The organism is Campylobacter sp. 2457A (assembly GCF_020135895.1).
Lineage (GTDB): Bacteria > Campylobacterota > Campylobacteria > Campylobacterales > Campylobacteraceae > Campylobacter_D > Campylobacter_D taeniopygiae.
In genome coordinates, this window is record NZ_JACHTO010000010.1 from 24,445 (window position 1) to 48,268 (window position 23,824).

General features: G+C 29.9%; 24 protein-coding genes. 13 read left to right on the forward strand and 11 right to left on the reverse strand.

All coding sequences use genetic code 11. From position 1 onward, the window contains the following. Positions 1-43: 43 nt before the first annotated feature. The 11 genes from speA to H2280_RS04565 form a co-directional block, all read right to left on the reverse strand. A complete protein-coding gene (gene speA / locus H2280_RS04515) occupies positions 44-1,888 on the reverse strand; it encodes a biosynthetic arginine decarboxylase (protein ID WP_337195687.1) in 1,845 nt (614 codons plus the stop codon). Continuing rightward, positions 1,885-3,111 carry a histidine--tRNA ligase gene (gene hisS / locus H2280_RS04520; protein WP_337215807.1) on the reverse strand — a complete coding sequence of 409 codons (1,227 nt, stop codon included), beginning with the start codon at positions 3,109-3,111 and terminating at the stop codon, positions 1,885-1,887. Before hisS ends, speA begins: the two co-directional genes overlap by 4 nt. Further along, positions 3,108-3,686 carry a dTMP kinase gene (gene tmk / locus H2280_RS04525; RefSeq protein WP_337215808.1) on the reverse strand — a complete coding sequence of 193 codons (579 nt, stop codon included), beginning with the start codon at positions 3,684-3,686 and terminating at the stop codon, positions 3,108-3,110. The genes hisS and tmk overlap by 4 nt, the downstream gene beginning before the upstream one ends. Then, the gene (coaD, locus tag H2280_RS04530; protein WP_137624263.1) at positions 3,677-4,153 is read right to left on the reverse strand and encodes a pantetheine-phosphate adenylyltransferase; all 477 of its coding nucleotides are present in this window, start codon (positions 4,151-4,153) and stop codon (positions 3,677-3,679) included. Before coaD ends, tmk begins: the two co-directional genes overlap by 10 nt. 62 nt (positions 4,154-4,215) lie before the next feature. Further along, positions 4,216-4,773 carry a UbiX family flavin prenyltransferase gene (locus tag H2280_RS04535; RefSeq protein WP_137624262.1) on the reverse strand — a complete coding sequence of 186 codons (558 nt, stop codon included), beginning with the start codon at positions 4,771-4,773 and terminating at the stop codon, positions 4,216-4,218. Next, on the reverse strand, positions 4,770-5,432 hold the full coding sequence (gene flgA, locus H2280_RS04540) for a flagellar basal body P-ring formation chaperone FlgA (RefSeq protein ID WP_337215809.1): 663 nt from the start codon (positions 5,430-5,432) through the stop codon (positions 4,770-4,772). The genes H2280_RS04535 and flgA overlap by 4 nt, the downstream gene beginning before the upstream one ends. A gap of 12 nt (positions 5,433-5,444) precedes the next feature. Further along, positions 5,445-6,218 carry a MetQ/NlpA family ABC transporter substrate-binding protein gene (locus H2280_RS04545; RefSeq protein WP_337215810.1) on the reverse strand — a complete coding sequence of 258 codons (774 nt, stop codon included), beginning with the start codon at positions 6,216-6,218 and terminating at the stop codon, positions 5,445-5,447. A gap of 61 nt (positions 6,219-6,279) precedes the next feature. Continuing rightward, a complete protein-coding gene (locus H2280_RS04550; RefSeq protein ID WP_337215811.1) occupies positions 6,280-7,206 on the reverse strand; it encodes a methionine ABC transporter permease in 927 nt (308 codons plus the stop codon). Beyond that, positions 7,203-8,213 carry a methionine ABC transporter ATP-binding protein gene (locus H2280_RS04555; RefSeq protein ID WP_337215812.1) on the reverse strand — a complete coding sequence of 337 codons (1,011 nt, stop codon included), beginning with the start codon at positions 8,211-8,213 and terminating at the stop codon, positions 7,203-7,205. The genes H2280_RS04550 and H2280_RS04555 overlap by 4 nt, the downstream gene beginning before the upstream one ends. Before the next feature lie 3 nt (positions 8,214-8,216). Then, a complete protein-coding gene (locus tag H2280_RS04560) occupies positions 8,217-10,835 on the reverse strand; it encodes a valine--tRNA ligase (RefSeq protein ID WP_337215813.1) in 2,619 nt (872 codons plus the stop codon). Positions 10,836-10,864: 29 nt separating this feature from the next. Next, complete coding sequence (locus H2280_RS04565; RefSeq protein ID WP_337215814.1) at positions 10,865-11,911, reverse strand: hypothetical protein; 1,047 nt, start codon at positions 11,909-11,911, stop codon at positions 10,865-10,867. A 125-nt stretch (positions 11,912-12,036) separates the two neighbouring features. On the opposite strand from H2280_RS04565, the gene H2280_RS04570 reads away from it, so the two are divergent. The 13 genes from H2280_RS04570 (at position 12,037) to H2280_RS04630 (ending at position 23,637) form a co-directional block, all read left to right on the forward strand. Further along, complete coding sequence (locus tag H2280_RS04570) at positions 12,037-14,061, forward strand: ATP-dependent helicase (protein ID WP_337215815.1); 2,025 nt, start codon at positions 12,037-12,039, stop codon at positions 14,059-14,061. 86 nt (positions 14,062-14,147) lie between these two features. After that, positions 14,148-14,672 (forward strand): thiol peroxidase, encoded by a 525-nt coding sequence (gene tpx, locus H2280_RS04575; RefSeq protein WP_137624254.1) that lies wholly within the window; start codon positions 14,148-14,150, stop codon positions 14,670-14,672. 264 nt (positions 14,673-14,936) lie between these two features. Next, the gene (gene napA, locus H2280_RS04580) at positions 14,937-17,711 is read left to right on the forward strand and encodes a periplasmic nitrate reductase subunit alpha (protein WP_337215816.1); all 2,775 of its coding nucleotides are present in this window, start codon (positions 14,937-14,939) and stop codon (positions 17,709-17,711) included. A 17-nt stretch (positions 17,712-17,728) separates the two neighbouring features. Further along, positions 17,729-18,472 (forward strand): ferredoxin-type protein NapG, encoded by a 744-nt coding sequence (gene napG / locus H2280_RS04585; protein WP_337215817.1) that lies wholly within the window; start codon positions 17,729-17,731, stop codon positions 18,470-18,472. Beyond that, positions 18,469-19,251: a quinol dehydrogenase ferredoxin subunit NapH gene (napH, locus tag H2280_RS04590; protein WP_337215818.1), complete on the forward strand. Its 783-nt coding sequence runs from the start codon at positions 18,469-18,471 to the stop codon at positions 19,249-19,251. Before napG ends, napH begins: the two co-directional genes overlap by 4 nt. Next, positions 19,248-19,772 (forward strand): nitrate reductase cytochrome c-type subunit, encoded by a 525-nt coding sequence (locus H2280_RS04595; protein ID WP_337195674.1) that lies wholly within the window; start codon positions 19,248-19,250, stop codon positions 19,770-19,772. Before napH ends, H2280_RS04595 begins: the two co-directional genes overlap by 4 nt. A gap of 9 nt (positions 19,773-19,781) precedes the next feature. Beyond that, entirely contained in the window at positions 19,782-20,696 is a 915-nt protein-coding gene (locus tag H2280_RS04600; RefSeq protein ID WP_337215819.1) for a WD40 repeat domain-containing protein, read from the forward strand. Next, complete coding sequence (locus H2280_RS04605) at positions 20,689-21,024, forward strand: chaperone NapD (RefSeq protein ID WP_137624248.1); 336 nt, start codon at positions 20,689-20,691, stop codon at positions 21,022-21,024. Before H2280_RS04600 ends, H2280_RS04605 begins: the two co-directional genes overlap by 8 nt. A 12-nt stretch (positions 21,025-21,036) precedes the next feature. Then, complete coding sequence (locus tag H2280_RS04610) at positions 21,037-21,222, forward strand: hypothetical protein (protein WP_137624247.1); 186 nt, start codon at positions 21,037-21,039, stop codon at positions 21,220-21,222. Between the two features lies 1 nt (position 21,223). Then, positions 21,224-21,802, forward strand: a complete 579-nt coding sequence (locus tag H2280_RS04615; protein WP_137624246.1) for a LysE family translocator — start codon at positions 21,224-21,226, stop codon at positions 21,800-21,802. Positions 21,803-21,855: 53 nt separating this feature from the next. Continuing rightward, positions 21,856-22,104 carry a tetratricopeptide repeat protein gene (locus tag H2280_RS04620; RefSeq protein ID WP_337215820.1) on the forward strand — a complete coding sequence of 83 codons (249 nt, stop codon included), beginning with the start codon at positions 21,856-21,858 and terminating at the stop codon, positions 22,102-22,104. Further along, positions 22,101-22,547 (forward strand): effector protein CiaD, encoded by a 447-nt coding sequence (gene ciaD, locus H2280_RS04625; protein ID WP_337215821.1) that lies wholly within the window; start codon positions 22,101-22,103, stop codon positions 22,545-22,547. Before H2280_RS04620 ends, ciaD begins: the two co-directional genes overlap by 4 nt. Beyond that, complete coding sequence (locus H2280_RS04630; protein WP_337215822.1) at positions 22,516-23,637, forward strand: CCA tRNA nucleotidyltransferase; 1,122 nt, start codon at positions 22,516-22,518, stop codon at positions 23,635-23,637. Before ciaD ends, H2280_RS04630 begins: the two co-directional genes overlap by 32 nt. The last annotated feature ends 187 nt before the right edge of the window (positions 23,638-23,824 follow it).

Below are 23,824 nucleotides of genomic sequence, written 5' to 3' on the forward strand. Positions count from 1 at the left end.
AAAAGCGTGAAAAATGGTAATACTTGGAAAAGAAAATTAAAATTTAATCCTCTTTTCCATCGATGCTTTTTAAATAGCCATTATCATTTAAAAATAAGTAAAGTTCTCCTAGGATATGCTTTTTTTGCTTTTCATTGACTAATTTTGAATTACTAATTCTTTCATTGAGTATATCCATAATTTCATGGATGTCATAATCAAGATCTTCAAGTGTATCGAGTATGGATTGAGCTTCTATAATCCCTTCGATTTCATAGCCTTTTTCATTAATGCTAATAATTGCTTCAGTAGGATGGGTAAAAAGATTGTGTTTCATTCCAAGCACTTCTTGATAAGCTCCTACAAGAAAAAAGCCTAAGAAATAATTTTCCTTTTCTACATCAATATCATGTAAAAATAAAGGTTTGTCTTTAGAGTATGAAATTTCCCCATCACTATCGCAAGTGATATCCCATATACTCGCACTTCTTGTTGGCTCTTTATCTAAATGATCAAGAGGCATGATAGGAAAATTTTGTTCTAATCCCCAAAAATCAGGTAAACTTTGAAAAAGTGAAAAATTCACCAAATATCTTTCTTGAACTTCATCTTGTATGGCAAATAAATCAGCAGGATTTTGCTTATCTCCTAAAAGTAAAATAGCTTTTTTAATGATTAGATGTGTTAAAATTTCAGCGTTGGATCTGTCTTGCAAATCCACATATCCTAAATCAAAAAGTGTTAAAATACTTTCTAAATGATCGATACTATCGTGCAAATATTCCAAAGCATTTGAAGGCTTAATGCTTTTGAAAAGATCGTATAATTCATCAATAAGCTTTGGATTTTTTTCTTTGAGTAAAAGTTTATCTTCAGAATACTCTTGAGAGAAAAGTTCTAAAACAGGAGCGATTAAAACAGCGTGATTTGCTGCGATAAAACGACCACTTTCTATAAAGATATCAGGCTCTAAATCGCTTTTTTGTTCTGCGATATTTTTAAGGATAAATACAACATCATTTGCGTATTCTCTAAGTGTATAGTTTCTGCTATTTTCATTTTTAAACTGAGAATACTCAACAGCTAAACCACCGCCAAGATTGATTGACTTTAAGTTTTTTGCCCCCATTTTTCTAAGCTCAGTATAGATATTTCCAACTTCGTTTAAGGCTTTTTTTAAAGGATGAATTTCAGTAATTTGAGAACCTAGGTGAAAATGTATCATGGTAAATTGATCTAGCAATTTATTTTTCTTAAGTAAATTAACAGCTTCTATAAGCTCGGTTGAAGTGAGTCCAAATTTGGAATTTATGCCTCCGCTTTTCGCCCAAATTCCAACACCAGCAGAATGCAAACGCACTCTTAAGCCTATATTTGGCTTAGGCTTAAAGCGTTCTTTGGCTATATCAATGATCGCTTCAAGTTCGTTAAGTCCTTCTATGGTTAAAGTGATATTATGTCCCATTTCCGCTGCAATAAAACCTATATTGATAAGTTCTCTATCTTTAAAGCCATTTACGGTTATTGGAGCATCTTCATTGTTAAAGGCCATAGCTAAAAGAAGTTCAGCTTTGCTGCCAGCTTCGAGTCCGTAATTGTATTTTTTTCCAAGTCTAACAAGATTTTTAACAAAACCAGGGTATTGATTGACTTTTAAAGGATAAACCGCGTTAAATTTGCCCTTGTAATTAAATTCCTTACGAGCTTTATTGAAACTTCCATAAATACTTTCGATTTGTTTTTGGATTAGATGTGGAAATCTTAAAAGCAAAGGTCCTTTATAACCATCATTTCTTAAATCTTTTACGATATCAATAATAGCGGGCTTTTTTTCATGATTGATACAAACTTTACCATTTTTGATAATAAAATTTTCATTCCCCCAAATATTAATCCCATAATCCATCATAAAAACTGCTCCAAATCTGAAATTTTAATGGTTTTTTCATCTTTATTTTCTAAATTTTTATAAAACAAGCTTTCATTTTTAAATTCATTTTCACCCATGCAAAGAAAAATTTTAACTCCAGCTTTATCGGCATTTTCTAAGTGTTTTGCGAGTTTTTTTGCATCATAGCTTAAAAGAACTTTGTAGTTTTTTCTAAGTTTAGTTGCGATTTTAAAAATTTTTGAAATATAAATTTCATCCAAAGAACAAAGATAAATTCCTTCTCTTTGTAATTTTTCTTCCTTTTGTTCTAAAATAGCCATAATTCTTTCTATACCCATGGCAAAACCTATGCCAAAACCGCTTTTTCCCCCTAAATATTCTATAAGTCTATCGTATCTTCCTCCGCCAGCAATGGCTGATTGTGCGCCGATTTCATCGCTTATAAATTCAAAAGCTGTTTTAGAATAATAATCCAAGCCTCTAACAAGCTTAGAATCTAAAGTAAAATCAATTCCATTTTCTTTTAAAATGCTTTGCAAATGATTAAAATCATCTAAACAGCATTGACATAAATTTTTTTCTAAAAGTGGAGCTTGATGAAGCAAATTTTGACATTGTTCATTTTTGCAATCTAAAACGCGTATAGGATTTAAGCTTTTGCGTCTTTTGCAATCTTCACAAAATCCTTCTTGATTATCAAGATAATGAATAAGTTTTTCTCGGTAAGGTGGAAGGCATTTTGAGCAGCCTAAAGAATTAATAATGAGCTTAAATTTAATATCAAGGCGTGAAAAAATTTCAGCTAACATTAAAATAATACTAGCATCTTCATAAACGCTGCTTATACCAAAACTTTCTACACCAAATTGATGAAATTCTCTTAAGCGTCCCTTTTGCGGCCTTTCATAGCGAAACATAGAACCATGATAAAACCAACGTTTAATGTTTATGTTTTTATCAAATTTCTTCTCGATATACGCACGAACTGCTCCAGCAGTCCCTTCAGGACGCATGCAAACTTCATTACCCCCCTTGTCTATAAATTCATACATTTCTTTGCCCACTATATCAGAGCTTTCACCCACACTTCTTTTAAAAAGGATGCTTTGCTCTAAATGTGGCGTATTGATAAATTCAAAACCGTAATTATTGGCAACATCTTCGCAAACTTCAATAATTTTTTTATAGTATTTAGCACTTTGATCGGTTAGATCTTTCATTCCTTTAAGAGCATTAATCATTGCAAAAATTCCTTTATTTTGGTGTGTAATCCTTCTATACTTTTGTTTGCATCAAGCTTTAAAATTTCTATTTGAATTTTATTTTTTAAGAAGAATAAAATATTTTCTAGCTTATTTTGGACATTTAAAAAGTATTCTATCCCACGTTGTTCTATAGCATCTTGTTTTTTTTCTCCTAAGCGTTGGTTGATTAGTTTTTCATCCGCTTTTAAAAATATGATTTTTTGTGGAAAAAAATGATCAAGCGCAAAAGAATTAAGAGAAAAAAGCAATTCATTATCAAAATCAACCGCATAAGCCATACCCGATATAAAACTTCTATCACTGATGATAAGTTTATCTTTATTTGGATGGATAACTTCTTCGTAATGCTGTGCGCGATCAGCTAAAAAAAGTAAAACTTCAGCTCTTTTTTTAAGATTTAAATTTTGATAAAGCAAGATATCTCTTAAAGATTTTCCTAAATCAGTTCCACCTGGTTCTAAGGTAAAAATAGCTTCTTTATAAATTTCTTTTAAGAGTGAAATTTGCGTACTTTTGCCAACGCAATCAATCCCTTCAAATGCTACATACAAGTTTTATCCTTTAAAAATGGCAAAATTTCCTTTGGAACTAAAGAGCTTACATCGCCTCCATGCGTGACTATAGAACGCACTATAGAGCTTGAAATAAAAGCATGTTTTAAGCTTGGCATTAAATAAATCGTTTCTATCTCATCCCAAAGAGCATGATTTGCGTATCCAATTTGTAATTCATATTCAAAATCACTCACAGCCCTAAGTCCGCGTATGATGGTATTGATCTTAAATTCTTTAGCTAAATCTACAAGCAAATTATCAAAGGTGATGATCTCTACATTTGAAATATCTTTTATTGCAAGTTCTGCTAATTTTTTACGCTTTTCTAAACTATAATAAGGTTTTTTATGATCGCTCTTTGCAATAGCTATAATGATTTTATCAAAGATTTTAAGAGCGCGTCTTACTACATCTAAATGTCCATTTGTAATAGGATCAAAAGTTCCAGGATATAAACAGGTCATTACAACTCCAAAAATTCAAAATATAATGAATTTAGCCTTAAAAAATAGTAAAAATTCTTAGCTTATTTCCATCTTTGATATAGCTTGTGAGAAATTTCTAATAAATCAAGCCATTTGCCGATGATAAAATTTTCCATCTCTTTTAAGTTTTTAGCCTTTGAATAGCTTGCAATAACAGGCGGAGCTATAATAACACCCATTTGACTTAATTTGGCCATGTGTTCTAGATTGATGGTAGAAAAAGGCATCTCCCTAACGCCTAAAATGAGTTTTTTTCTTTCTTTAAGTGCTACAGCAGCACAGCGAGTTAAGAGAGTGTCTGCTAAACCTGCATGAATTTTTGCCAAAGTGGAAATAGAGCAGGGCGCAATGATCGTTTTTTCTATCCCAAAAGAACCACTAGCGACACCAGCACTTAGATCGCTATCTGATAAAAAATAGGTATTTTTAAATTTTTCATCGCATATTTTTTTTAGATCTTTTTTACTTTCAGCATGAAAGCTTAATTTTGCTCCTTCGCTAATAATACAATAAAGTTCGCATTTTTTTTCTAAATTTTCTAGCAAACTCAAGCCCAATGAAACACTGCTTGATCCTGAAATTCCTAATAAAATTTTCATTGGATAATCATCCTATTTTTTCCTATGACTATACCTTGCATCACTTTACCTTCTTTATTTTTTGCACGAATTCTTTCTCCCATGTTGGCACTTTGTAAGGCTGTAAGTTCTATGGAAACATCTATATTTCCATCTCTTAGTATTCCTATTATAGGATCATTTCTGCGGATTAATGCGAGGGTTTTAAACATATTTTCTTTTAAAATAGTGTTTTTATTGATATTGTTTTTAGCGATGAGATTATTTGTATCTTCAACATCTAAAGCATTAGACGGTACTTTATCAAAATCAAGCAAAACAGTTCTATAATCAAGCGGACTTAGTTTTTGTCCTCTTTTTATAGCTCTTTCGCTTTTTAAAACTTGTAAATTTCCTTGGATAAAATAGCGAAAAAATAAATTTTTTTGCAAATTTTGCGGAGTATTAAATTCTGCTCTTAAAAAGCCTTGAGATTGTTCAAAACGTCCATTAGCTATTCTTAAAAATTGATATTGATTAAAATCTTTAGGCAAGGAAGTGCTTCTTAAGTCAATTTGAGTGATGATGATTTTTGGAAAATTATTGGTGATTTCTTTAGCAAGGGCGAGTTTGATTTCTTCCAAATTCGCTCCTTTGCTTAGACTAACAAAAACTATAAGTATAAAAAATAGATTTTTCATCATATATTTTTATTAAAAAGCAGGTAAAACAGATCCATTATATTTGTTTAAAATAAACTGTTTTACTTTATCGCTTTGCAAAGCTTTAATCAAAGCTTTTATTTTGGGATCGTTTTCATGTCCAGCTTTAACAACTAAAATATTTGCATAGGGGCTGTTTTTATCTTCCATAAATATACTATCCTTAATAGGATTTAAATTAGCCGATAAAGCGTAATTAGAATTAATAACAGCAAAATCTACATCCCCTAAAGATCTTGGCAATTGTGCTGCTTTAAGTTCGATAAATTTTATTTTTTTTGGATTTTCTATAATGTCAAGTGGAGTTTTTAAACCATTGTTTTTAAATTTTAAAGAGCATTTTTGTGCAATGATATCTAAGGCTCTGCTTTCATTTGTAGGATCATTAGGTATAGCGATACTTGATCCTTCTTTGATATTGTCTAAACTTTTATATTTTTTAGAATAAACAGCCATAGGTTCAAGATGGATGCTAGCTACCTTGACAAGATTAGTGCCTTTATTTTTGTTAAATTCTTCTAAATAAGGCGTGTGTTGAAAAAAATTCGCATCAACTTCACCACTATCTACAGCTAAATTAGGCAAAATATAGTCTGTGAATTCTTTAATGACGAGTTTATAACCTTCTTTTTCAAGATCGGGCTTGATTTGTTCTAATATTTCAGCTTGAGGTACTGGTGTAGCAGCAACGCTGATAGTTTCTAGGGCATTGAGATTTAAAAACAAACCTAGCAAACTTGATATCAATAAAATTCTAATTTTCATTATTTTTTTCCTTTTTAGATAAATAATTTATTTTTATATCTAATTTTTATTCATACTTTGCTTAAAAGTTATGAAATAATTTTTTCTTTTTTATAAATGTAAAAATAAACAATACAATTAAGAAAAAGCAGATTATAAATTGAAAAATACAGTTTTCTTCATTGTTTAGACTTGATACTATGCTTATGGCAAATAAAACAATCAAAGACAAAATAATATTTAAGCTTTTGTCATTTTTTGACCAAGAATAAAAAAGATTGCCTAAAATTTGTATGATTTGAACTAAGATCAGTAAAATAATAACAGTTTGTATCATGATTTCTTTATTAAATCGTTCATATCCATAGCGAATAGCAATGTCACCAAGTCCGCCACCTCCAACCGTTCCGGCTAAAGCTGAAAAGCCTATGGTAAAGATTAGAATTAGGGTTAAACCATTGATGATATTAGGCAAAGATTCTACAAAAATAACTTTAAAGATGATTTGTGCATTGCTTGCCCCATAACTTTTAGCAGCTTCAATGATCCCTTTATCAACTTCTTTAAAAGCACTTTCTAAAGTTTTAGCCAAATAAGGAGCCACGCCAATAGTCAAAGGCACAATTGCCGCATCAGTTCCTATGCTCGTTCCAACAATGATTCTAGAAAGAGGCAATAAAATAACAATAAGGATCAAGAAAGGAAAGGCTCTTAAAATATTAATAATAAAATCTAAAATAGAATAAGCAAATTTATTTTGTTTGATGCCATTTTTATCCCAAATTGCAAGTAATATCGCAGGGATAATAGCCAAAATAAAGCCAAAAAATACAGACATTAAACTCATATAGATGGTTTCATTTAGTGCGGGTTTTAAGATAAGATCATAATTTTGAGGAAAAGTAAGAATAGAATCTGTCACAACTTCTTTTATATCTTTCCAAGAAATTTCAGAAACAAATTGCGATATTCTACCAAAAAAAGCATTCAAGAAATTTTCTTCATTCATGATGCAAACTCCCACAATACACCGTTTTTTTCTATATAGTTAAGCACTTTATCTTTATCTTTATGATCGATATTAATCACTAAATTTCCTAAGGCTTTGCCGTTTAATTTTTCTATTTTTCCCCAAACTATATTAAAATCTATATTCAAAGTTCTAGCCATATGAGTAATGATTGTATTTTCAACCACTTCTTTAGGAAAGTATAATTTTATATTTAATCCATGTGAAGGTAAAAAGTCGCTTTCGCCTAAAAACTCTTTCATTTTTTGATTGGGTTTTAAGAAAAGCTCATCAATAGCGCCACTTCCTATAATCTTACCTTGTTCTAGTAAAAGCGCCTTTTGTGCTATATCTTTTACCACATCCATTTCATGAGTTACCAAAACCACAGTAATTCCAAATTCAGCATTGATTTTGCTGATAAGCTCTAAGATATTTTTAGTGGTATTAGGATCTAAAGCCGAAGTTGCTTCATCGCTGAGTAGAATTTTTGGATTTAAGGTTAAAGCTCTAGCAATGGCTACTCTTTGTTTTTGTCCTCCGCTTAATTCTTTTGGATAAGCGTTAAATTTATGCTTAAGACCTACAATTTCAAGCAAAGAATGCACTTTTTCATTGATTTCTTTTTCGCTCATGTATTCTTTGTTGAAAATTTTAGAATGAATTTTACATTGAGAAAAATGTGTTCTAAGTGGCATAGCGATATTTTCAAATATATTTTTTCTTTCCATGAGAGCAAAATTTTGAAATATCATTCCTATATCTTTTCTTAGCATTCTAAGTTTTTTAGGATCTTTTTGCTTTAAATCTTTAATCTCTTCACCTAAGACTTTTAAATTTCCTTTTTGATAATCTTCAAGTCCGTTGATGCATCTTAAAAGAGTTGATTTTCCAGCTCCACTATGTCCAACGATGGCATAAATTTCACCTTTGTTGATTTCTAGGGAAACATCATTGATGACAAGTTCTTTTCCGTAATATTTTTTTAAATTTTTTATCTTTATCAAATTTTAACCTCTTAAATTAGCAAGTTCGGCGGATATTTTTTCAAGTTGTATTTGCAAATTTGATAAAGAATTTTTATTTTGCTCTACGACTTCTTTAGGGGCGTTGGCTACAAATTTTTCATTACTAAGCATTGAATTTATCTTAGCGATTTCTTTTTCAAGTTTGGCTTTTTGGTTTTCAAGTCTTGATATAATCCCGCTAAGATCGACATTATCAAGTGTGATAAAAATTTCTAAATTATCGCTGACATCGCAAATTGCTTTTTCTAATTTCTGATTTGTAAATTCTATATTTTCACATTTTGCTAAAGTTTTTATAAATACAATAGATGAGTTTAATTCTTTTTCAAAAATAGGATTGTTAAGCTTGATATAGGCTTTTTCTATTTTGGAATTTCCTAAATCAATAAGGCTTTTAGCTCTTCGTATGCTTACAATGCTTTCGATCAATAAAGAAAAGGTGTTTTCTATATCATTTTCATTTTGTAAAACGATTTTAGGATATTGCGCGATCATGATGGAAGGGCTAGTTTCTAAGCTTGTATTGCTAAGCTCGTGATATAAAAATTCGCTGATAAAAGGCATAAAAGGATTTAAGAGTTTTAACGCTTCTTTAAAAATACTTCCAAGCTCTTTTACGCTTGATTTTTCAGCTTTGCTAAGTTCTATTCCCCAATCGCAAAAATCATCCCAGAAAAATTTATAAATTGTATTTGCAGCATCATTGAAGCGATAATTGTCCAAATTTTCTCTAACATTTTTAACGCAATTTTGAAATTTTGAAAAAATGTATTTTGCAAGTTTTGATTCTAAACTAATGTGTTCTAAATCCTCAAATTTGCTTTCATTTAAAAGTAAATAATTTGCTGCATTTACGATTTTGTTAGTAAAGTTTCTAACTTGCAAAAGTTTATCGTTGCTAAGTTTGATATCCCTTCCTTGTATGGCAAGTAAAGCTAAGGTAAAACGCAAAATATCCGCACTATATTCTTTAATGCTTTCATTAGGATCGATCACATTTCCAAGGCTTTTACTCATTTTTCTACCTTGTTCATCTTTAACAAGAGCATGCAAATAAATATCTTTAAAAGGTAAAGCGTTTAAAGCATTTGTGCTTTGAAACATCATTCTTGCTACCCAGAAAAACAAAATATCAAAGCCAGTTATCAATAAAGAATTAGGATAAAATTCTTTCAAATCTTCCTCAAACCAAATTTGATCTTTACCCCAGTTTCCATTACCCCAGCCTAAAGTACTCATAGCCCAAAGTCCAGAAGAAAACCAAGTGTCTAAAACATCCTCATCTTGTTTGAAATTTTTACTTTGGCATTTTGGGCAAATTTCAGGAGTATCTTCGCTCGCCCATTCATGCGTGCATTCGCAATAATACACAGGAATTTGATGTCCCCACCAAAGTTGTCTTGAAATGCACCAATCTTTTAAATCTTTCATCCAAGCGTTAAAGCTATTGATCCAATGATTTGGATAAAATTTACTTTCACCTAAAGCAACTTTTTCTATACTTTCTTTGGCGATTTCTTTTTTAACAAACCATTGTTTTGAAATATAAGGTTCAACGACATTGTTACAGCGATAACAATATCCTACTTGATTATTGTATTCTTCTATTTTTTCTATAAAGCCTAGTTCTTCAAGTTTAGCAACGATTTTCTCTCTTGCGTCTAAACGCTCTAAACCTTGAAATTCTAAACAATGTTCGTTTAAGATACCTTTTTCATCAAAAACAGTTATAAAATCTAATTGATGTCTTAAACCAACTTCATAGTCGTTTATATCGTGTGCGGGAGTAACCTTAACCACTCCCGTTCCAAATTCTTTATCAACATGGGTATCTGCTATAATCTTGATAGTTTTTTGAGTGAGTGGTAAAACCACTTCTTTTCCTATAAGTTTATTGTAGCGTTCATCTTCTGGATGGATCATAACCGCTGTATCGCCAAAAAAGGTTTCTGGACGAGTGGTAGCTACGACTAAGTATTTATCGCTATCTTTTAAAAAATATTTAATATGATAGAGTTTTCCTTTGTTTTCTTTGTATTCGACCTCAATATCGCTTAAAGCTCCATCATGAGTACACCAATTGATCATATAATTTCCACGAACGATAAGCTTTTTATTGTAAAGCTCAACAAAGGCTTTTTTAACGGCATTAACTAAACCTTCATCCATGGTAAAGCGTAAGCGACTCCAAGCTGGAGTTATGCCTAAAGTTCTCATTTGATCTAAAATTTTACCGCCACTTTGTTCTTTCCACTGCCAAACTTTTTCTATAAATTTTTCTCTACCTAATTCTTCTTTTTTAAGTCCTTGTGCAAGAAGTTGCTTTTCGACTACGTTTTGAGTGGCAATGCCTGCATGATCAAGTCCCGGCTGATAAAGAACTCTATAACCATCCATTCTTTTATAACGAGTCATTATATCTTGCAAAGTGAAAGTTAAAGCATGTCCGATATGAAGTACCCCAGTTACATTTGGAGGAGGCATCATGATGCAAAAATTTTTATTTTTTTCTTGTATGGATTTATTTCCGTCTATTTCAAAATATCCACGTTCTTCGCAAATTTTATAGTATTTTTCTTCGACTTCTTTATTATATACCATTATAAATATAACCTTTATTTTATAAAAAATTATTTAGATGAAATTTCTACCATTTCACAGAATGGGAAGAAATATTGTGCGAAATTAGCACCCGTTTTTAAACTTTTGATGTGCTTAGAAAATTCGCTACCTTTTCCTTCTTTTTTGATTTGGATACTGATTTTTTTGATTTTTTCTTCACGTGCGATGTGACTATCAATTTCTTGAGGATTATCCATATAAGGTTTGATTCTATCTACACTTATATATTTATAAGCTTTTCTCATATCTGAAAATATAATATCTTTATTATAAACAGTTAGTTTCATTTCGCCTTTTGGAAGCATTTTTACAAAAATAGCTAGATTGTAATCTTTAGCATTAGTTTGTATAGGCTCTAATATCTCTTTTAACAAGTTAATTCTATAATCACTTAAAAATTTTCCATCTAAAATATATACTTGCATACCTTCGGTGCTTAATTGAGGTTCTAAGCGACTATCTTTTCCGATGGTTAAATATTCTTCAGCGACGCTAAGCTTGTGTTTTTTAGCATTTTTACCTGTTTTATTTTTTAAAGCTTTTTCTTGTTCTAGAAGTTTTCTTTGTCTTTCTATTTCTTTATTTAAAGCTTCTATTTTTGCTTTTTTCTCTTCTTCTGTGATCTCTTTTTTACTTTCAACTTTTTTTTCTGTTTTTTCTGCTACTTTGCTTGATTCTGTTTTATTTGCCACACTTGTATTTTGTTCTTTGATTTCGCTTGATTTTTTTTCAACTTCTTTGCTTATGTTTTGCTCTTGTTGATTGTTTAAAGCAGTACTATTGTCTATTTTGCTTTCTACTTTACTTTCTTGTTTTTGATTATAGCTTGGATAAGATGGGGTGTTATAAGCATTGTTTGAATAATTATTATTTATTTGATTAGAATATGAATTTTGCTCATATGTATTTGATTGTGTATTAGTTTCATAATTGTTTGTTGGGGTGTAAGAATAATTTGGTTTTGAGTATTCAAAAAGGTAATAATACGTTCCTCCAAGTATTAAAATTACGGCGATTAGTATTCCAGCAATGACAGAAAAAACTTTAAAATTCATTTTTAATTTCCTTTTTTTATTTTAAAAATATTGTTTTATTTTACTACAATCAAATATAAAGAATATTTAAATTTTGTATTTTTAAGTAATTTTTTTTATAATTTTAACTTTTTTCAAGGAGTATAATGCCACTTTCTAGATTAAATGAGGAACAGTATCAAGCTGCAACCGCTGATTTTGGACACAATTTAATAATCGCAAGTGCGGGTACAGGAAAGACTTCTACTATCGTTGCAAGAATATCCTATCTTTTAAGCAAGGGCGTTGATCCGCAAAAAATAATGCTTTTAACTTTTACCAATAAAGCTAGTAAGGAAATGATCAGTCGTTTAAATATTTTTTTTGATAAAAGCATTACAAATAAAATTCTTGCAGGAACTTTTCATAGCACGGCTTATACTTTATTAAAAAATGCAAATAAAGATATTATTTTAAAACAAGCTAGTGAATTAAAAACTTTGCTTAGAAGCGTTTATGAAAAAAGAACTTTTAGACATTTAAGCGATATAAAACCTTATCAAGCAAGTTATTTATATGATGTGTATTCTTTGTTTCAAAATAAAGCACATGATCAAGATTTTTTTACTTGGTTTTGTAAAAATTATGAAGAACAAAGTATATATGCTGAAATTTATGAAGATATTTTTAAAGAATACGAAAATGAAAAAAAACGTTTTAATTATGTTGATTTTAACGACTTACTTTTAAATTTAAAAGAACTTTTAAAAGAAAAACAATATGAATTTGATGAAATTTTAGTGGATGAATATCAAGACACAAATACTTTGCAAAGCTCCTTAATTGAATCTTTTAAAAGTAAAAGTTTATTTTGTGTGGGTGATTATGATCAAAGTATTTATGCTTTTAATGGAGCAGATATTAATATTATCGGGAGTTTTAAAGAGCGTTTTAAGGATGCAAAAATATTTTCTTTAAATAAAAACTATCGTTCTTCAAGAAGCATTTTAGCTTTGGCAAACAAAGTGATTTTAAACAACGAAAGACTTTATCCTAAAGAATTGGTTGTTACAAGAAAAGATGAATTTAAAGCACCAACTTTATTGACTTTTGAAGAATTGTTTGATCAATATAAAAATATCGCTAAAATGATATTTACAAGTGGAGTAAATTTAGAAGAAATTGCAGTTATTTTTAGAAACAATTCAAGCGCTGATGGGATTGAGGTAGCTTTAAGAGAGCAAGGGATTGCTAGTACTAGAAAAGGTAGTGGAAGTTTTTTTGAAAGTTTAGAGGTTAAAGCTTTTAACGCAATTTTAGCTTTAGTGATTAATCCAAAAGATATCATGGCTTTTATCCATCTTATCCAATACACAAAAGGAGTTGGCGGGGTATTAGCAAAAGAAATTTTTGATGCACTTTTGAAATTAGGACATGGAAATTTAATCAAAGGTTTTTTAGAACCTGATAAAAACGTGAATTTGCAAAATCATCAAAAAAGAAATTATCAACTCGGTCTTTTTGGAGATTTGGATGAATTATTAGATGAAAAACGTTTTAATTTACAGAGTGAATTTAATACTCATCCTATTTTAAAAATTTCAAAAATCAATGATCTGTGTGCTAAAAATTTAGAAAAAATTTATTTTTTTTTAAAAGAAGCTATGGAGATTAAACACTCTTTAGCTTTGGTAAAATTAATTTGCCAAAATTCTTTTTATAGAGAAATTTGCGAAGAACTCGCTATTAAAAGAGCAACAAATAAAGCAGGGCAGGTTGATTTAACAAGAAAAGCTGAAAATTTAGAAAAAATAGAAGGCAAATTAAACGTCTTAAGAGAGCTTGCTAAAAACTATAGTGATATTTATAAATATTACAATTTTTTAACCTTAGGTGCTAGTGAAATGGGCAGCGAAAAAGGGGTTAGCTTATTGAGTGTTCATGCAAGCAAAGGTTTAGAATTTGATCTTGTTTTTGTGGTGGATCTTGCACAAGGTCGTTTTCCTAATCAAAAGCTTATGGGGATGGGTGGAAGCTTAGAAGAAGAAAGAAGACTTTTTTATGTTGCAGTCACTAGAGCAAGAAATATACTTTATCTTAGTTATGCAAAATATGATAAAAATAAAAAAACCTCTTTTGCTCCTTCATGTTTCTTAATAGAAGCTGGACTTTGCAAAGCGGAGAAACTTTGATTTTAAAAAAATATTAGTATTCATAAGATATAATTACTCTTAAAACATAATTTCAATGTTTTAAACTATAAATAAAGGAGAATATTATGAGTTCAGTTAATTTTAAAGGAAGTCCAGTAAAGCTTAAAGGAAATGCTTTAGAAGTTGGAGATCAAGCACCAAAATTAAGCTTAAAAGCAAAAGATTTAAGTTTGGTTGAAATCGGTGCAGCTGGAAAAACTCAAATTATTTTAAGCGTACCAAGCCTTGATACTCCAGTATGTGCTACAGAAGCTAGAGATTTTAATAAAAAAGTAGCAAGTTATAACGGAGCAGAAGTTATTATAGTGAGTATGGATTTACCTTTTGCTATGGGAAGATTTTGCAGCACAGAAGGTATAGAAAATTTAACCGTAGCTAGTGATTTTGTTTCTAAAGAATTTGGTGAAAAATATGGAGTTTTAATCGAAGATACCGCATTAGAAGGTCTTTTAGCTCGTGCTGTATTTGTGATTAAAGATGGAAAAATCGCTTATAAAGAATTAGTCAATGAAATCACAGAAATGCCTGATATATCTAAACTTGATTCTTTTTTCAATAGCTGCGGTTGCGGTGGTTGTGGTTGTCATTAATCTAAATATTTTGGTCACAAGCTTTTGTGACCATTTATAAACAACTAATCTTTTAAAATATATTTTTTTCTTTTTTGGTACAGATGCAACCTTTAGGGTATTTTTTTATTGTTTTATATTATTTATTTTTTGTAAAAATTTCTTTTAAAAATGCTATAAAATAGATATTTAAAATTATTATCTTTGCTTGAAAAAATAAAACAAAATTTACATTTAACTGCTATAATTAGCCGACTTTTTATTTTTTTAAAAGGAGAATAGTATATGAATAGAAGGGATTTTATTAAAAATACCGCTATTGCAAGTGCTGCTAGTGTAGCAGGATTGAGCGTGCCAACTTCTATGCTTGCTAAGCAAGAAGAGAATTGGAAATGGGATAAAGCCGTTTGTAGATTTTGCGGAACAGGCTGTGGAATTATGATAGCTAGAAAAGATGGCAAAATAGTCGCTACAAAGGGAGATCCAGAAGCCCCAGTTAATCGTGGTCTTAACTGTATCAAAGGATATTTTAATGCTAAAATTATGTACGGAGAAGATCGCCTTGTTATGCCTTTAATGCGTGTCAATGATAAAGGTGAATTTGATAAAAAAGGTAAATTTCAACAAGTTTCTTGGAAAAGAGCCTTTGATGAAATGGAAAAACAATTTAAAAAAGCTTATAATGAATTAGGCGTAAGTGGCGTAGGTATTTTTGGTAGTGGTCAATATACTATTCAGGAAGGTTATGCAGCTTTAAAACTTGCAAAAGCTGGTTTTAGAACAAATAATATCGATCCAAATGCAAGACATTGTATGGCTTCAGCGGTTGTAGGTTTTATGCAAACTTTTGGCGTGGATGAGCCATCAGGTTGTTATGATGATATAGAGCTTACAGATACTATCGTTACTTGGGGTGCTAATATGGCAGAAATGCATCCTATTTTGTGGTCTAGGGTAAGTGATAGAAAATTAAGCAATCTTGATAAAGTTAAGGTTGTTAATTTAAGTACCTATTCAAATAGAACTTCAAATATTGCTGATATAGAAATTATTTTTAAACCAAATACCGATTTAGCAATATGGAACTATATTGCAAGAGAAATCGTTTATAATCATCCAGAAGCAATGGATAAAGAATTTATCAACAAGCATTGTGTTTTTGCAACAGGCTATGCCGATATCGGCTATGGTATGAGAAATAATCCAAATCACCCTAAATTTAAAGCCAGTGAAAAAGATACAGTTGAAAAAGAAAATGTAATCACTTTAGATGATGAGGAAGCGACTTCCTTAGCATATCTTGGAGTAAAAAAGGGTGATAAATTCCATATGAAACATCAAGGTGTAGCGGATAAAAACTGGGAAATCTCTTTTGAAGAATTTAAAAAAGGTTTAGCTCCTTATACACTTGAATATACAGCAAAAGTTGCTAAAGGCGATGATGATGAATCTTTAGAAGACTTTAAGAAGAAACTTGAGCAATTAGCAAAATTATACATAGAAAAAAATCGCAAGATAGTAAGTTTTTGGACTATGGGCTTTAACCAACATACTCGTGGTTCTTGGGTTAATGAACAAGCTTATATGGTACATTTATTACTTGGAAAACAAGCAAAACCAGGTTCTGGAGCCTTTTCTTTAACTGGACAACCAAGTGCTTGTGGAACAGCAAGAGAAGTGGGAACTTTTTCACATCGTTTGCCTGCGGATATGGTTGTGGCAAATCCAAAACATAGAGAAATTTCAGAAAAAATATGGAAAGTTCCAGCTAAAACGATCAATCCAAAACCAGGGTCTCCTTTTGTTGGAATTATGAGAGATTTAGAGGATGGTAAAATTAAATTTATTTGGGTTCAAGTAAATAACCCATGGCAAAATACTGCTAATGCAAATCACTGGATTAAAGCTGCTAGAGATATGGATAATTTCATCGTTGTGAGTGATTGTTATCCAGGAATTTCAGCAAAAGTAGCCGATCTTATTTTACCAAGTGCTATGATTTATGAAAAATGGGGTGCTTATGGAAATGCTGAAAGAAGAACTCAACATTGGAGACAACAAGTTTTACCAGTAGGTGCTGCTATGAGTGATACTTGGCAAATTTTTGAATTTGCAAAAAGATTTAAACTTAAAGAAGTTTGGAAAGAGCAAAAAGTTGATGATAAACTCACTTTACCAAGCGTCTTAGAAGAAGCAAAAGCTATGGGATATAGCGAGGATAATACTTTATTTGATGTATTATTTGCCAATAAAGAAGCAAGAAGCTTTAAAACAAATGATCCAATCGCTAAAGGTTTTGATAATACCGATGCTAACGGAGATGAAAGAAAAATCGAAGGCAGCGATGGAAAAGAATTTAAAGGTTATGGCTTCTTTGTTCAAAAATATCTTTGGGAAGAGTATAGAAAATTTGGTTTAGGTCACGGACATGATTTGGCTGAATTTGATACTTACCATAAAGTAAGGGGTTTAAGATGGCCAGTTGTTAATGGCAAAGAAACTCAATGGAGATTTAATACTAAATTTGATTACTATGCTAAAAAAGCTTCTCCAAATTCTGATTTTGCTTTCTATGGTGGATTTGATAAAATGTTAGCAAATGGTGATCTAAAAGCTCCGATTGATGAAAAACCACATAGTATTAAAAATAAAGCAAAAATTTTCTTTAGACCATTTATGAAAGCTCCAGAAAGACCTGATAAAGAGTATCCATTCTGGTTAGCAACGGGTAGGGTTTTAGAGCATTGGCATAGTGGAACGATGACTATGCGTGTTCCAGAGCTTTATAGAGCTGTTCCTGAAGCACTTTGTTATATGAGTGAAAAAGATGGAGAAAAATTAGGTTTAAAACAAGATGATTTGGTTTGGATAGAGTCACGTCGTGGTAAAGTAAAAGCAAGAGTTGATATGAGAGGAAGAAATAAACCGCCAGTAGGTCTTGTATATGTTCCTTGGTTTGATGAAAATGTGTACATCAATAAAGTTACTTTAGATGCTACTTGCCCACTTTCAAAACAAACCGATTATAAAAAATGTGCGGTAAAAATTTACAAGGCTTAATCTAAGGGTTGATAAAAATGAAGGGACGAAGAGAGTTTTTTAGCTTTATTTTTAAGGGTGCTTGTCTTTGCACAGCGGGAGGATTTTTAGCTAATATAAAATTAAAGGCTAGAGATGATTTTTATTTACTTCCACCTGGAGCTGAAAATAAAGAAAGATTTTTAAGTAAATGTATCCGTTGCGGGCTTTGTGTTAAAGCCTGTCCTTGGGATACTTTAAAACTTGCTGATTTATTAGATGAACCAAAGACAGGCACACCTTTTTTTAAAGCTAGAGAAATTCCTTGTCATCTTTGCGAGGACATTCCTTGTATAAAGGAATGTCCAACGGATGCCTTAGATAAAAAACATTTAGATCAAGGGATAGAGTCTTTAAAAATGGGTGTTGCGGTTGTGGATTCTTCAGCTTGTATTGCTTTTTGGGGTTTGCAATGTGACGCTTGTCAAAGGGCTTGTCCTTTGATCGATAAGGCTTTAAAATTAGAGTATAAAAGAAACGAAAGGACAGCAAAACATGCCTTTTTAATCCCTGTTGTTGATAATGATGTTTGCGTGGGTTGTGGAATTTGTGAAAAAGTTTGTGTTACTCAAACGCCTTCTATCCGTGTATTACCGCGTGAATTTATCTTAGGAAAAGATTCAAGTCATTATGTAAAAGGCTGGGATAAAGATGATGAAAAACGTTTAAAAAATGCCAATTCTTCTAAACACTTTGACGCTAAAAAAGTGCAAAATTATCTTAATGAAGGAGATAATTTATGAAATATTTGATTGCTAGACGCATAGTTCAAATAGGAATTTTATCTCTTTTTGGTTTTAAGGCAACGGATTTTATTTTAAAAGGAGATTTAAGTTCTTCTAAACTTTTTAACACTATACCTTTAAGCGATCCTTTTGCCATTTTGCAAATTTTTTTAGCGAGTTTGAGTGTTGATTTGACTGCATTATTTGGCGCTATAATCATTGCAATTCTTTATGGAATTTTTTTAGGTAGGGCTTTTTGTTCTTGGGTGTGTCCTATAAATTTAATCACAGATTTTGCTGCTTTTATTCGTTCTAAATTTGGATTTAAGAATAGTAAATTTTTAATTTTAAATAAAAAATTTCGCTATTATGTTTTATTTTTGGTTTTAATTCTTTCTTTTGCATTGTCTTTGCCTATCTTTGAAAGTTTTTCTTATATAGGGATTGTACATAGAGGAATTATTTTTGGTACTACTTCTTGGATATTTATCGCTTTTGTAATTTTTTGCATAGATGCTTTTTTAAGTCCTAGGGCGATTTGTTCTCATATTTGCCCTTTGGGTGCTTTTTATGCTTTAATCTCTCGTTTTGCTTTGCTAAAAATTCAGCATAAAAGTCAAAATTGTACGAAATGTTATCATTGTGTTGGAATTTGTCCAGAAAAACAAGTTTTATGGATGATTGGAAGAGAAGATGCGAAAGTAACTTCGGGAGAATGTATAAGATGCGGTAGGTGTATAGAAGTTTGTAATGATAATGCTTTAAATTTTAATATTTTTGATTTAAGGAAAAATTGATGAAAAAGAAAATTATTTTACTTTCAGCTGCGGCAACTCTTTTTTTGGTTGCATGCGGGGTTAATAATGGATTGAGTTCTGAACAAATTGGACTTAGAAAAGTAAGTTTGGAAAATGAAAATAAAGTTTCCTTAGTGGAAGCAAATTATACCAATTTGCAACCTGGAGAATCGACTCGTTTTGAAAGATCTTATGAAAATGCTCCACCTCTTATTCCACATGCGATTGCAGATATGCTTCCTATTACAAAGGATAATAATACCTGCTTAAGCTGTCATGATAAATCTATCGCTAAAGATGTGGGTGCAACTCCACTTCCAGCAAGTCATTATTATGATTTTAGACACAATAAAAGCACTAAAGATAACATCAGCGATGCGCGTTTTAATTGTACTCAATGTCATGTGCCACAAAGCGATGCTAAACCTTTAGTGGGTAATAGTTTTAAACCTGAATTTAAAAATGAAAAATTGAAAAGTCATTCAAATTTGATCGATGTGATTAATGAGGGTGTAAAATAAAACAATAAAATGAAAAAATTTCTTTTTATTTTGTGTCTTTTTTGCGTTTCCTCTTATGCTTATGAGCTGAAAATAAATTCAAATATAACAGCTTTAAAACTTGATAAGCAAAACTTATATATAGGCACTGATAAAGGTGAAATTTTACTATATAATATTAAAGATAAAAGTTTGAAAGAGCTTTTATCTTTTCCAAAAATTAAAAATTATTATGGCGATGAATTTGCCAAAATTTATAATTTTGATATTTTAAAAAACAAACTTTTAATACTCAGCGAGGGTGATTTTGGCTCTAAAAATTTAAGTTTTTATAAAGAGAGTTTGCAAACAAAGAAACTTGAAGAAAGTAGCATAATAAAAGCATTTTTTATCGATGAGGATACTTACCTTTTAATCTCCATTGGTTCTGAAATAGAATTGATTGATAAAAATTTAAATCATATAAAAAATTTTAATTTTTCTTATTCTAGTCTTAATGATGTGATGTTAAGCGAAGACAAAAATAAACTAGTTGCAGGTTTTGAGAGTGGAGAAGTCAAGCTTTTTGATTTGAAAAATTGGAAAATACTGAAAAACTATGATAAAATACATAAAGATAATATTTATCAAGTAGATTTTAAAAATAATGTTATTTTAAGTTGTGGAACGGATAGGCGTGTAGGGATTATAAAAAACAAAGAGCAAAGATTTTTACAAAAAGATTTTTTAATTTATGCTTGTGCTTTAAGTCCTAATGGAGAATTAGCAGTTTATAGCGATAATGAAGCTGGAATTAGCGAAGTTTTTAACACGGATGATTTTAAAACTATTAAAACTTTTAATAATAAAAATTTGATGAGTGAATTTATTATTTTTTTAAATAATAAAGATTTTATCATTTCAGGTTTTGGGGATACCATAATATTTAGGAGTATTGATGAATAATCTTTCTAGTGTTTTAATTACGGCAAAAGAAGAATTTGTAGATGATTTAAAAAAAGCTATTTCTGAAATTCCTTTTTGTTCAGTAGAGCTTTGTGAAAATGAAAAAATTATAGTTGTGATTGAAAGTGAAAAATTAGAAGATGAATTAAATTCTTATAAAATGCTAGAACAATTGCCAAATATAATCAGCATTAATATGGTTTTTTCTTATCAGGATTTGGATGAGGATATGCAAAAAGCTATAGATAGTGGCGCGATAGAAACAATAGAAAAAAATGAAAAAGCTGAAAATATAAAATATTACGGTAGTATTTTTAATAAAATTTAAAAAAGGTGAAAAATGATATTTTTAATCCCTTTGTTGATCATCGTAGGTGTTATTTTTGGAATAGACTATTTATATTTTAGTGATGAAAATAGTAAAATCGAAACACAAAAGGAAATCAAACAAGAAATGAATTCTAGTTTGAAAGATGAAAGAAGTAAGTATATAGAAGAGCTTTTTGATTCTAAAACAAAACAATAAAATGGATTATTTGTTATTTATCTTTACTTTTGCGAGTGTTTCTTTACTCCCAGGTTTATGCATGAACCTTGCTTTTTCTCTAGGCCTTTCTTTGGGTTATAAAAATGTTTTATGGATGATGATTGGGGAATTATTCGGCTTGGCTATTATTGTTATTTGCTGTGCTTTTGGTGCAAATTTTATTTCTCAACATGCCAATTTATTTAAAATTTTTAAAATATTTGGAGCCTTGTATCTTTTTTATGTGGCTTTTAATTTGATTAAATCTCATGCTAAAATTCATGAAACTAAAATCACCAAAAAGGCTAAATTTTCTCTAGTTTTTCAAGGTTTTATTACTTCGATTACAAATCCAAAAACTTGGATTTTTATTTTATCGATATTGCCTTCATTTTTAAGATTTCATACTAGTGTGCTGTTTTTAACTAGCATGATTTTATTGATCGAATTTTGTTCATTAAATTTATATGCTTTAGGTGGAAGTTTTTTTAAAATTTTTATGAATAAACATTTAAATAAATTAAATAAAATAAGTGCTTTTTGCATTATTATTTTAGCAATTGGCATTATGTTTGATTAAAGGCTAGGTTAAATTGCTTTTTGCTAAAATAAATAAAAAACTACTAGGAAAAATTGATGAAAAATACAATTACTGAAGCGTCTATTTATGAAGCACAAGGACTTAAGGAAGAAGCTTTAGAAATTTATAAAAATATTTTAAAAAAGGATCCTAGTAATCAAAATGCTATTGATGCTGTTCGCAGACTTAGCGGATTTAAATCCAAACATAAAGATTTAAATGCTCAAATGCTTGATTTTTTTATTAATATGAAAAGCGATACTGAAATCAATGAATTTAAAAGATGGTTGGTAAAAATATGAATTTAGAAGATTTAGCAAAAAAAACAATCAGTGAAGTTAGTTCCATCATGGAAGAGCAAAGAAGACAAAGTGAAATTTTAAAGCAGCAAGAAGAAGATATCATAAAAACTAATGAAAAAAATGAAGAACCCATCGTAGAAGAGATTTCTCAAGATTTGCAAGATGAAATTATTACGATAAAAGAGCAAGAAATTGAAATTCCAATGCAAAGCAAGGAGAGTGAAAATTTATCGTATGCTTTAGAGGAAAACTCTCATTTTGTTTCTCAAGAACCTCAAAGCTTTAATGAAGAGATATTTTTTAGCAATCTTAGAGAGCGAATTTTAGTTCTTTTTGAGGGCTTAAATAGTGTTAAAAAAGAGGATCTAGAATCAAGACTTAATCTCACAACTAATTTTTTAGAGTTTTTACTTGCAAATATCGAAGATCGACTTAAAAAATAACTCCGATTTAGCTTTTATTGCAAATTTCTTAAAACCTTACACCCAAAGAGCTTATTTAGTAGGTGGTAGCGTCAGAGATATGCTTTTGGGTTTAGAACTTTTTGATTATGATATTGAAATTTACGACATCGATGCAAAACAATTTGATGCTATTATGCAAAAATTAGGTGCAAAGGGCTTTGGCAAAAGTTTTTTTGTGTATAAATTTCGCAATTTTGATTTAGCACTCGCTAGAACAGAAAATAAAATATCCTATGGACATACAGGCTTTGAAGTAAAAATTTGCAATGATGAAAAACTAGGTGCAAAAAGACGAGATTTTACTATAAATGCTTTGATGATCAATATTTTTAGCGGAGATTTTTTAGATTTTTATAATGGCTTGCAAGATTTAAAAGATGGCATTTTAAGACACATTGATGAGCAAAGTTTTCAAGAAGATAGTTTGAGAATTTTAAGAGCCATTGTTTTTGCTTCAAGATTTGATTTTGCAATAGCCAATGAAACTTTAAATTTAATGCGAAATATGGATATTAAAGATCTTAGTAAAGATAGAATCAACACTGAGCTTTATAAGTTCTTTAAAAGTTTAAAACTTGAAGTTGGATATAAATACTTACAAGAACTTCATTTGGAAAAAGAAATTTTTAACTTCGAGAGTAATTTTAAAAGCCTAGAATTTCAAAATTTGCTTAAAGAAGCTAGAAAGTTCATTAAAGATGAGGCTTTATTTTTATATCTGTATCTTAATTTTTTTAAGTTAGATAAAGAAGTGTTTTTTAAAAAAACTAAACTAAAAAAAGAATATTTTAAAAAAGCAAATCAAGCTTTTTATTTGAATGATGTAAATGATTTTGAATTAGCAAAGATCGCTTTTGATATGCCTTTAAAAGAATGGCTAGGGCTTTGGGATGAAAAAAGGGTAGAGCAGGCTAAAAAACTTAAACTTTATGAAAATAAATTTGAGAGTAAAATTGTAGCACAGGATCTTATAAATATTGGATTTTTTGGAAAAACATTGGGTGAAAAACTTCAAGAATTAAAAGAAAATGAACTTAAAGAATATATCAAACTAAATAAAAATACTTAAAATAAAACGTTTTTTTAGAAATTTTCAAAATAATGATAAAAATTTCATAGTAAAAACTTTATTATTTTATAACTATTTTAATAATTTTGAAAAGTAATTTATTTTGTGGCTTAAGTTTTTGAAATTTAAGAAAATATGTTTAAAATAAAACAAAAATTGAAAATATAGTTTTGGCTAATTGAACCAA

What these genes read in the sequence shown, in the direction of transcription:
- speA (WP_337195687.1), bottom strand. Translation starts at nt 1,888, where the DNA reads ATGATGGATTATGGGATTAATATTTGGGGGAATGAAAATTTTATTATC.
- hisS (WP_337215807.1), bottom strand. Translation starts at nt 3,111, where the DNA reads ATGATTAATGCTCTTAAAGGAATGAAAGATCTAACCGATCAAAGTGCT.
- coaD (WP_137624263.1), bottom strand. Translation starts at nt 4,153, where the DNA reads ATGACCTGTTTATATCCTGGAACTTTTGATCCTATTACAAATGGACAT.
- H2280_RS04535 (WP_137624262.1), bottom strand. Translation starts at nt 4,773, where the DNA reads ATGAAAATTTTATTAGGAATTTCAGGATCAAGCAGTGTTTCATTGGGC.
- flgA (WP_337215809.1), bottom strand. Translation starts at nt 5,432, where the DNA reads ATGAAAAATCTATTTTTTATACTTATAGTTTTTGTTAGTCTAAGCAAA.
- H2280_RS04545 (WP_337215810.1), bottom strand. Translation starts at nt 6,218, where the DNA reads ATGAAAATTAGAATTTTATTGATATCAAGTTTGCTAGGTTTGTTTTTA.
- H2280_RS04550 (WP_337215811.1), bottom strand. Translation starts at nt 7,206, where the DNA reads ATGAATGAAGAAAATTTCTTGAATGCTTTTTTTGGTAGAATATCGCAA.
- H2280_RS04560 (WP_337215813.1), bottom strand. Translation starts at nt 10,835, where the DNA reads ATGGTATATAATAAAGAAGTCGAAGAAAAATACTATAAAATTTGCGAA.
- H2280_RS04565 (WP_337215814.1), bottom strand. Translation starts at nt 11,911, where the DNA reads ATGAATTTTAAAGTTTTTTCTGTCATTGCTGGAATACTAATCGCCGTA.
- H2280_RS04570 (WP_337215815.1), top strand. Translation starts at nt 12,037, where the DNA reads ATGCCACTTTCTAGATTAAATGAGGAACAGTATCAAGCTGCAACCGCT.
- tpx (WP_137624254.1), top strand. Translation starts at nt 14,148, where the DNA reads ATGAGTTCAGTTAATTTTAAAGGAAGTCCAGTAAAGCTTAAAGGAAAT.
- napA (WP_337215816.1), top strand. Translation starts at nt 14,937, where the DNA reads ATGAATAGAAGGGATTTTATTAAAAATACCGCTATTGCAAGTGCTGCT.
- napG (WP_337215817.1), top strand. Translation starts at nt 17,729, where the DNA reads ATGAAGGGACGAAGAGAGTTTTTTAGCTTTATTTTTAAGGGTGCTTGT.
- napH (WP_337215818.1), top strand. Translation starts at nt 18,469, where the DNA reads ATGAAATATTTGATTGCTAGACGCATAGTTCAAATAGGAATTTTATCT.
- H2280_RS04600 (WP_337215819.1), top strand. Translation starts at nt 19,782, where the DNA reads ATGAAAAAATTTCTTTTTATTTTGTGTCTTTTTTGCGTTTCCTCTTAT.
- H2280_RS04605 (WP_137624248.1), top strand. Translation starts at nt 20,689, where the DNA reads ATGAATAATCTTTCTAGTGTTTTAATTACGGCAAAAGAAGAATTTGTA.
- H2280_RS04610 (WP_137624247.1), top strand. Translation starts at nt 21,037, where the DNA reads ATGATATTTTTAATCCCTTTGTTGATCATCGTAGGTGTTATTTTTGGA.
- H2280_RS04615 (WP_137624246.1), top strand. Translation starts at nt 21,224, where the DNA reads ATGGATTATTTGTTATTTATCTTTACTTTTGCGAGTGTTTCTTTACTC.
- ciaD (WP_337215821.1), top strand. Translation starts at nt 22,101, where the DNA reads ATGAATTTAGAAGATTTAGCAAAAAAAACAATCAGTGAAGTTAGTTCC.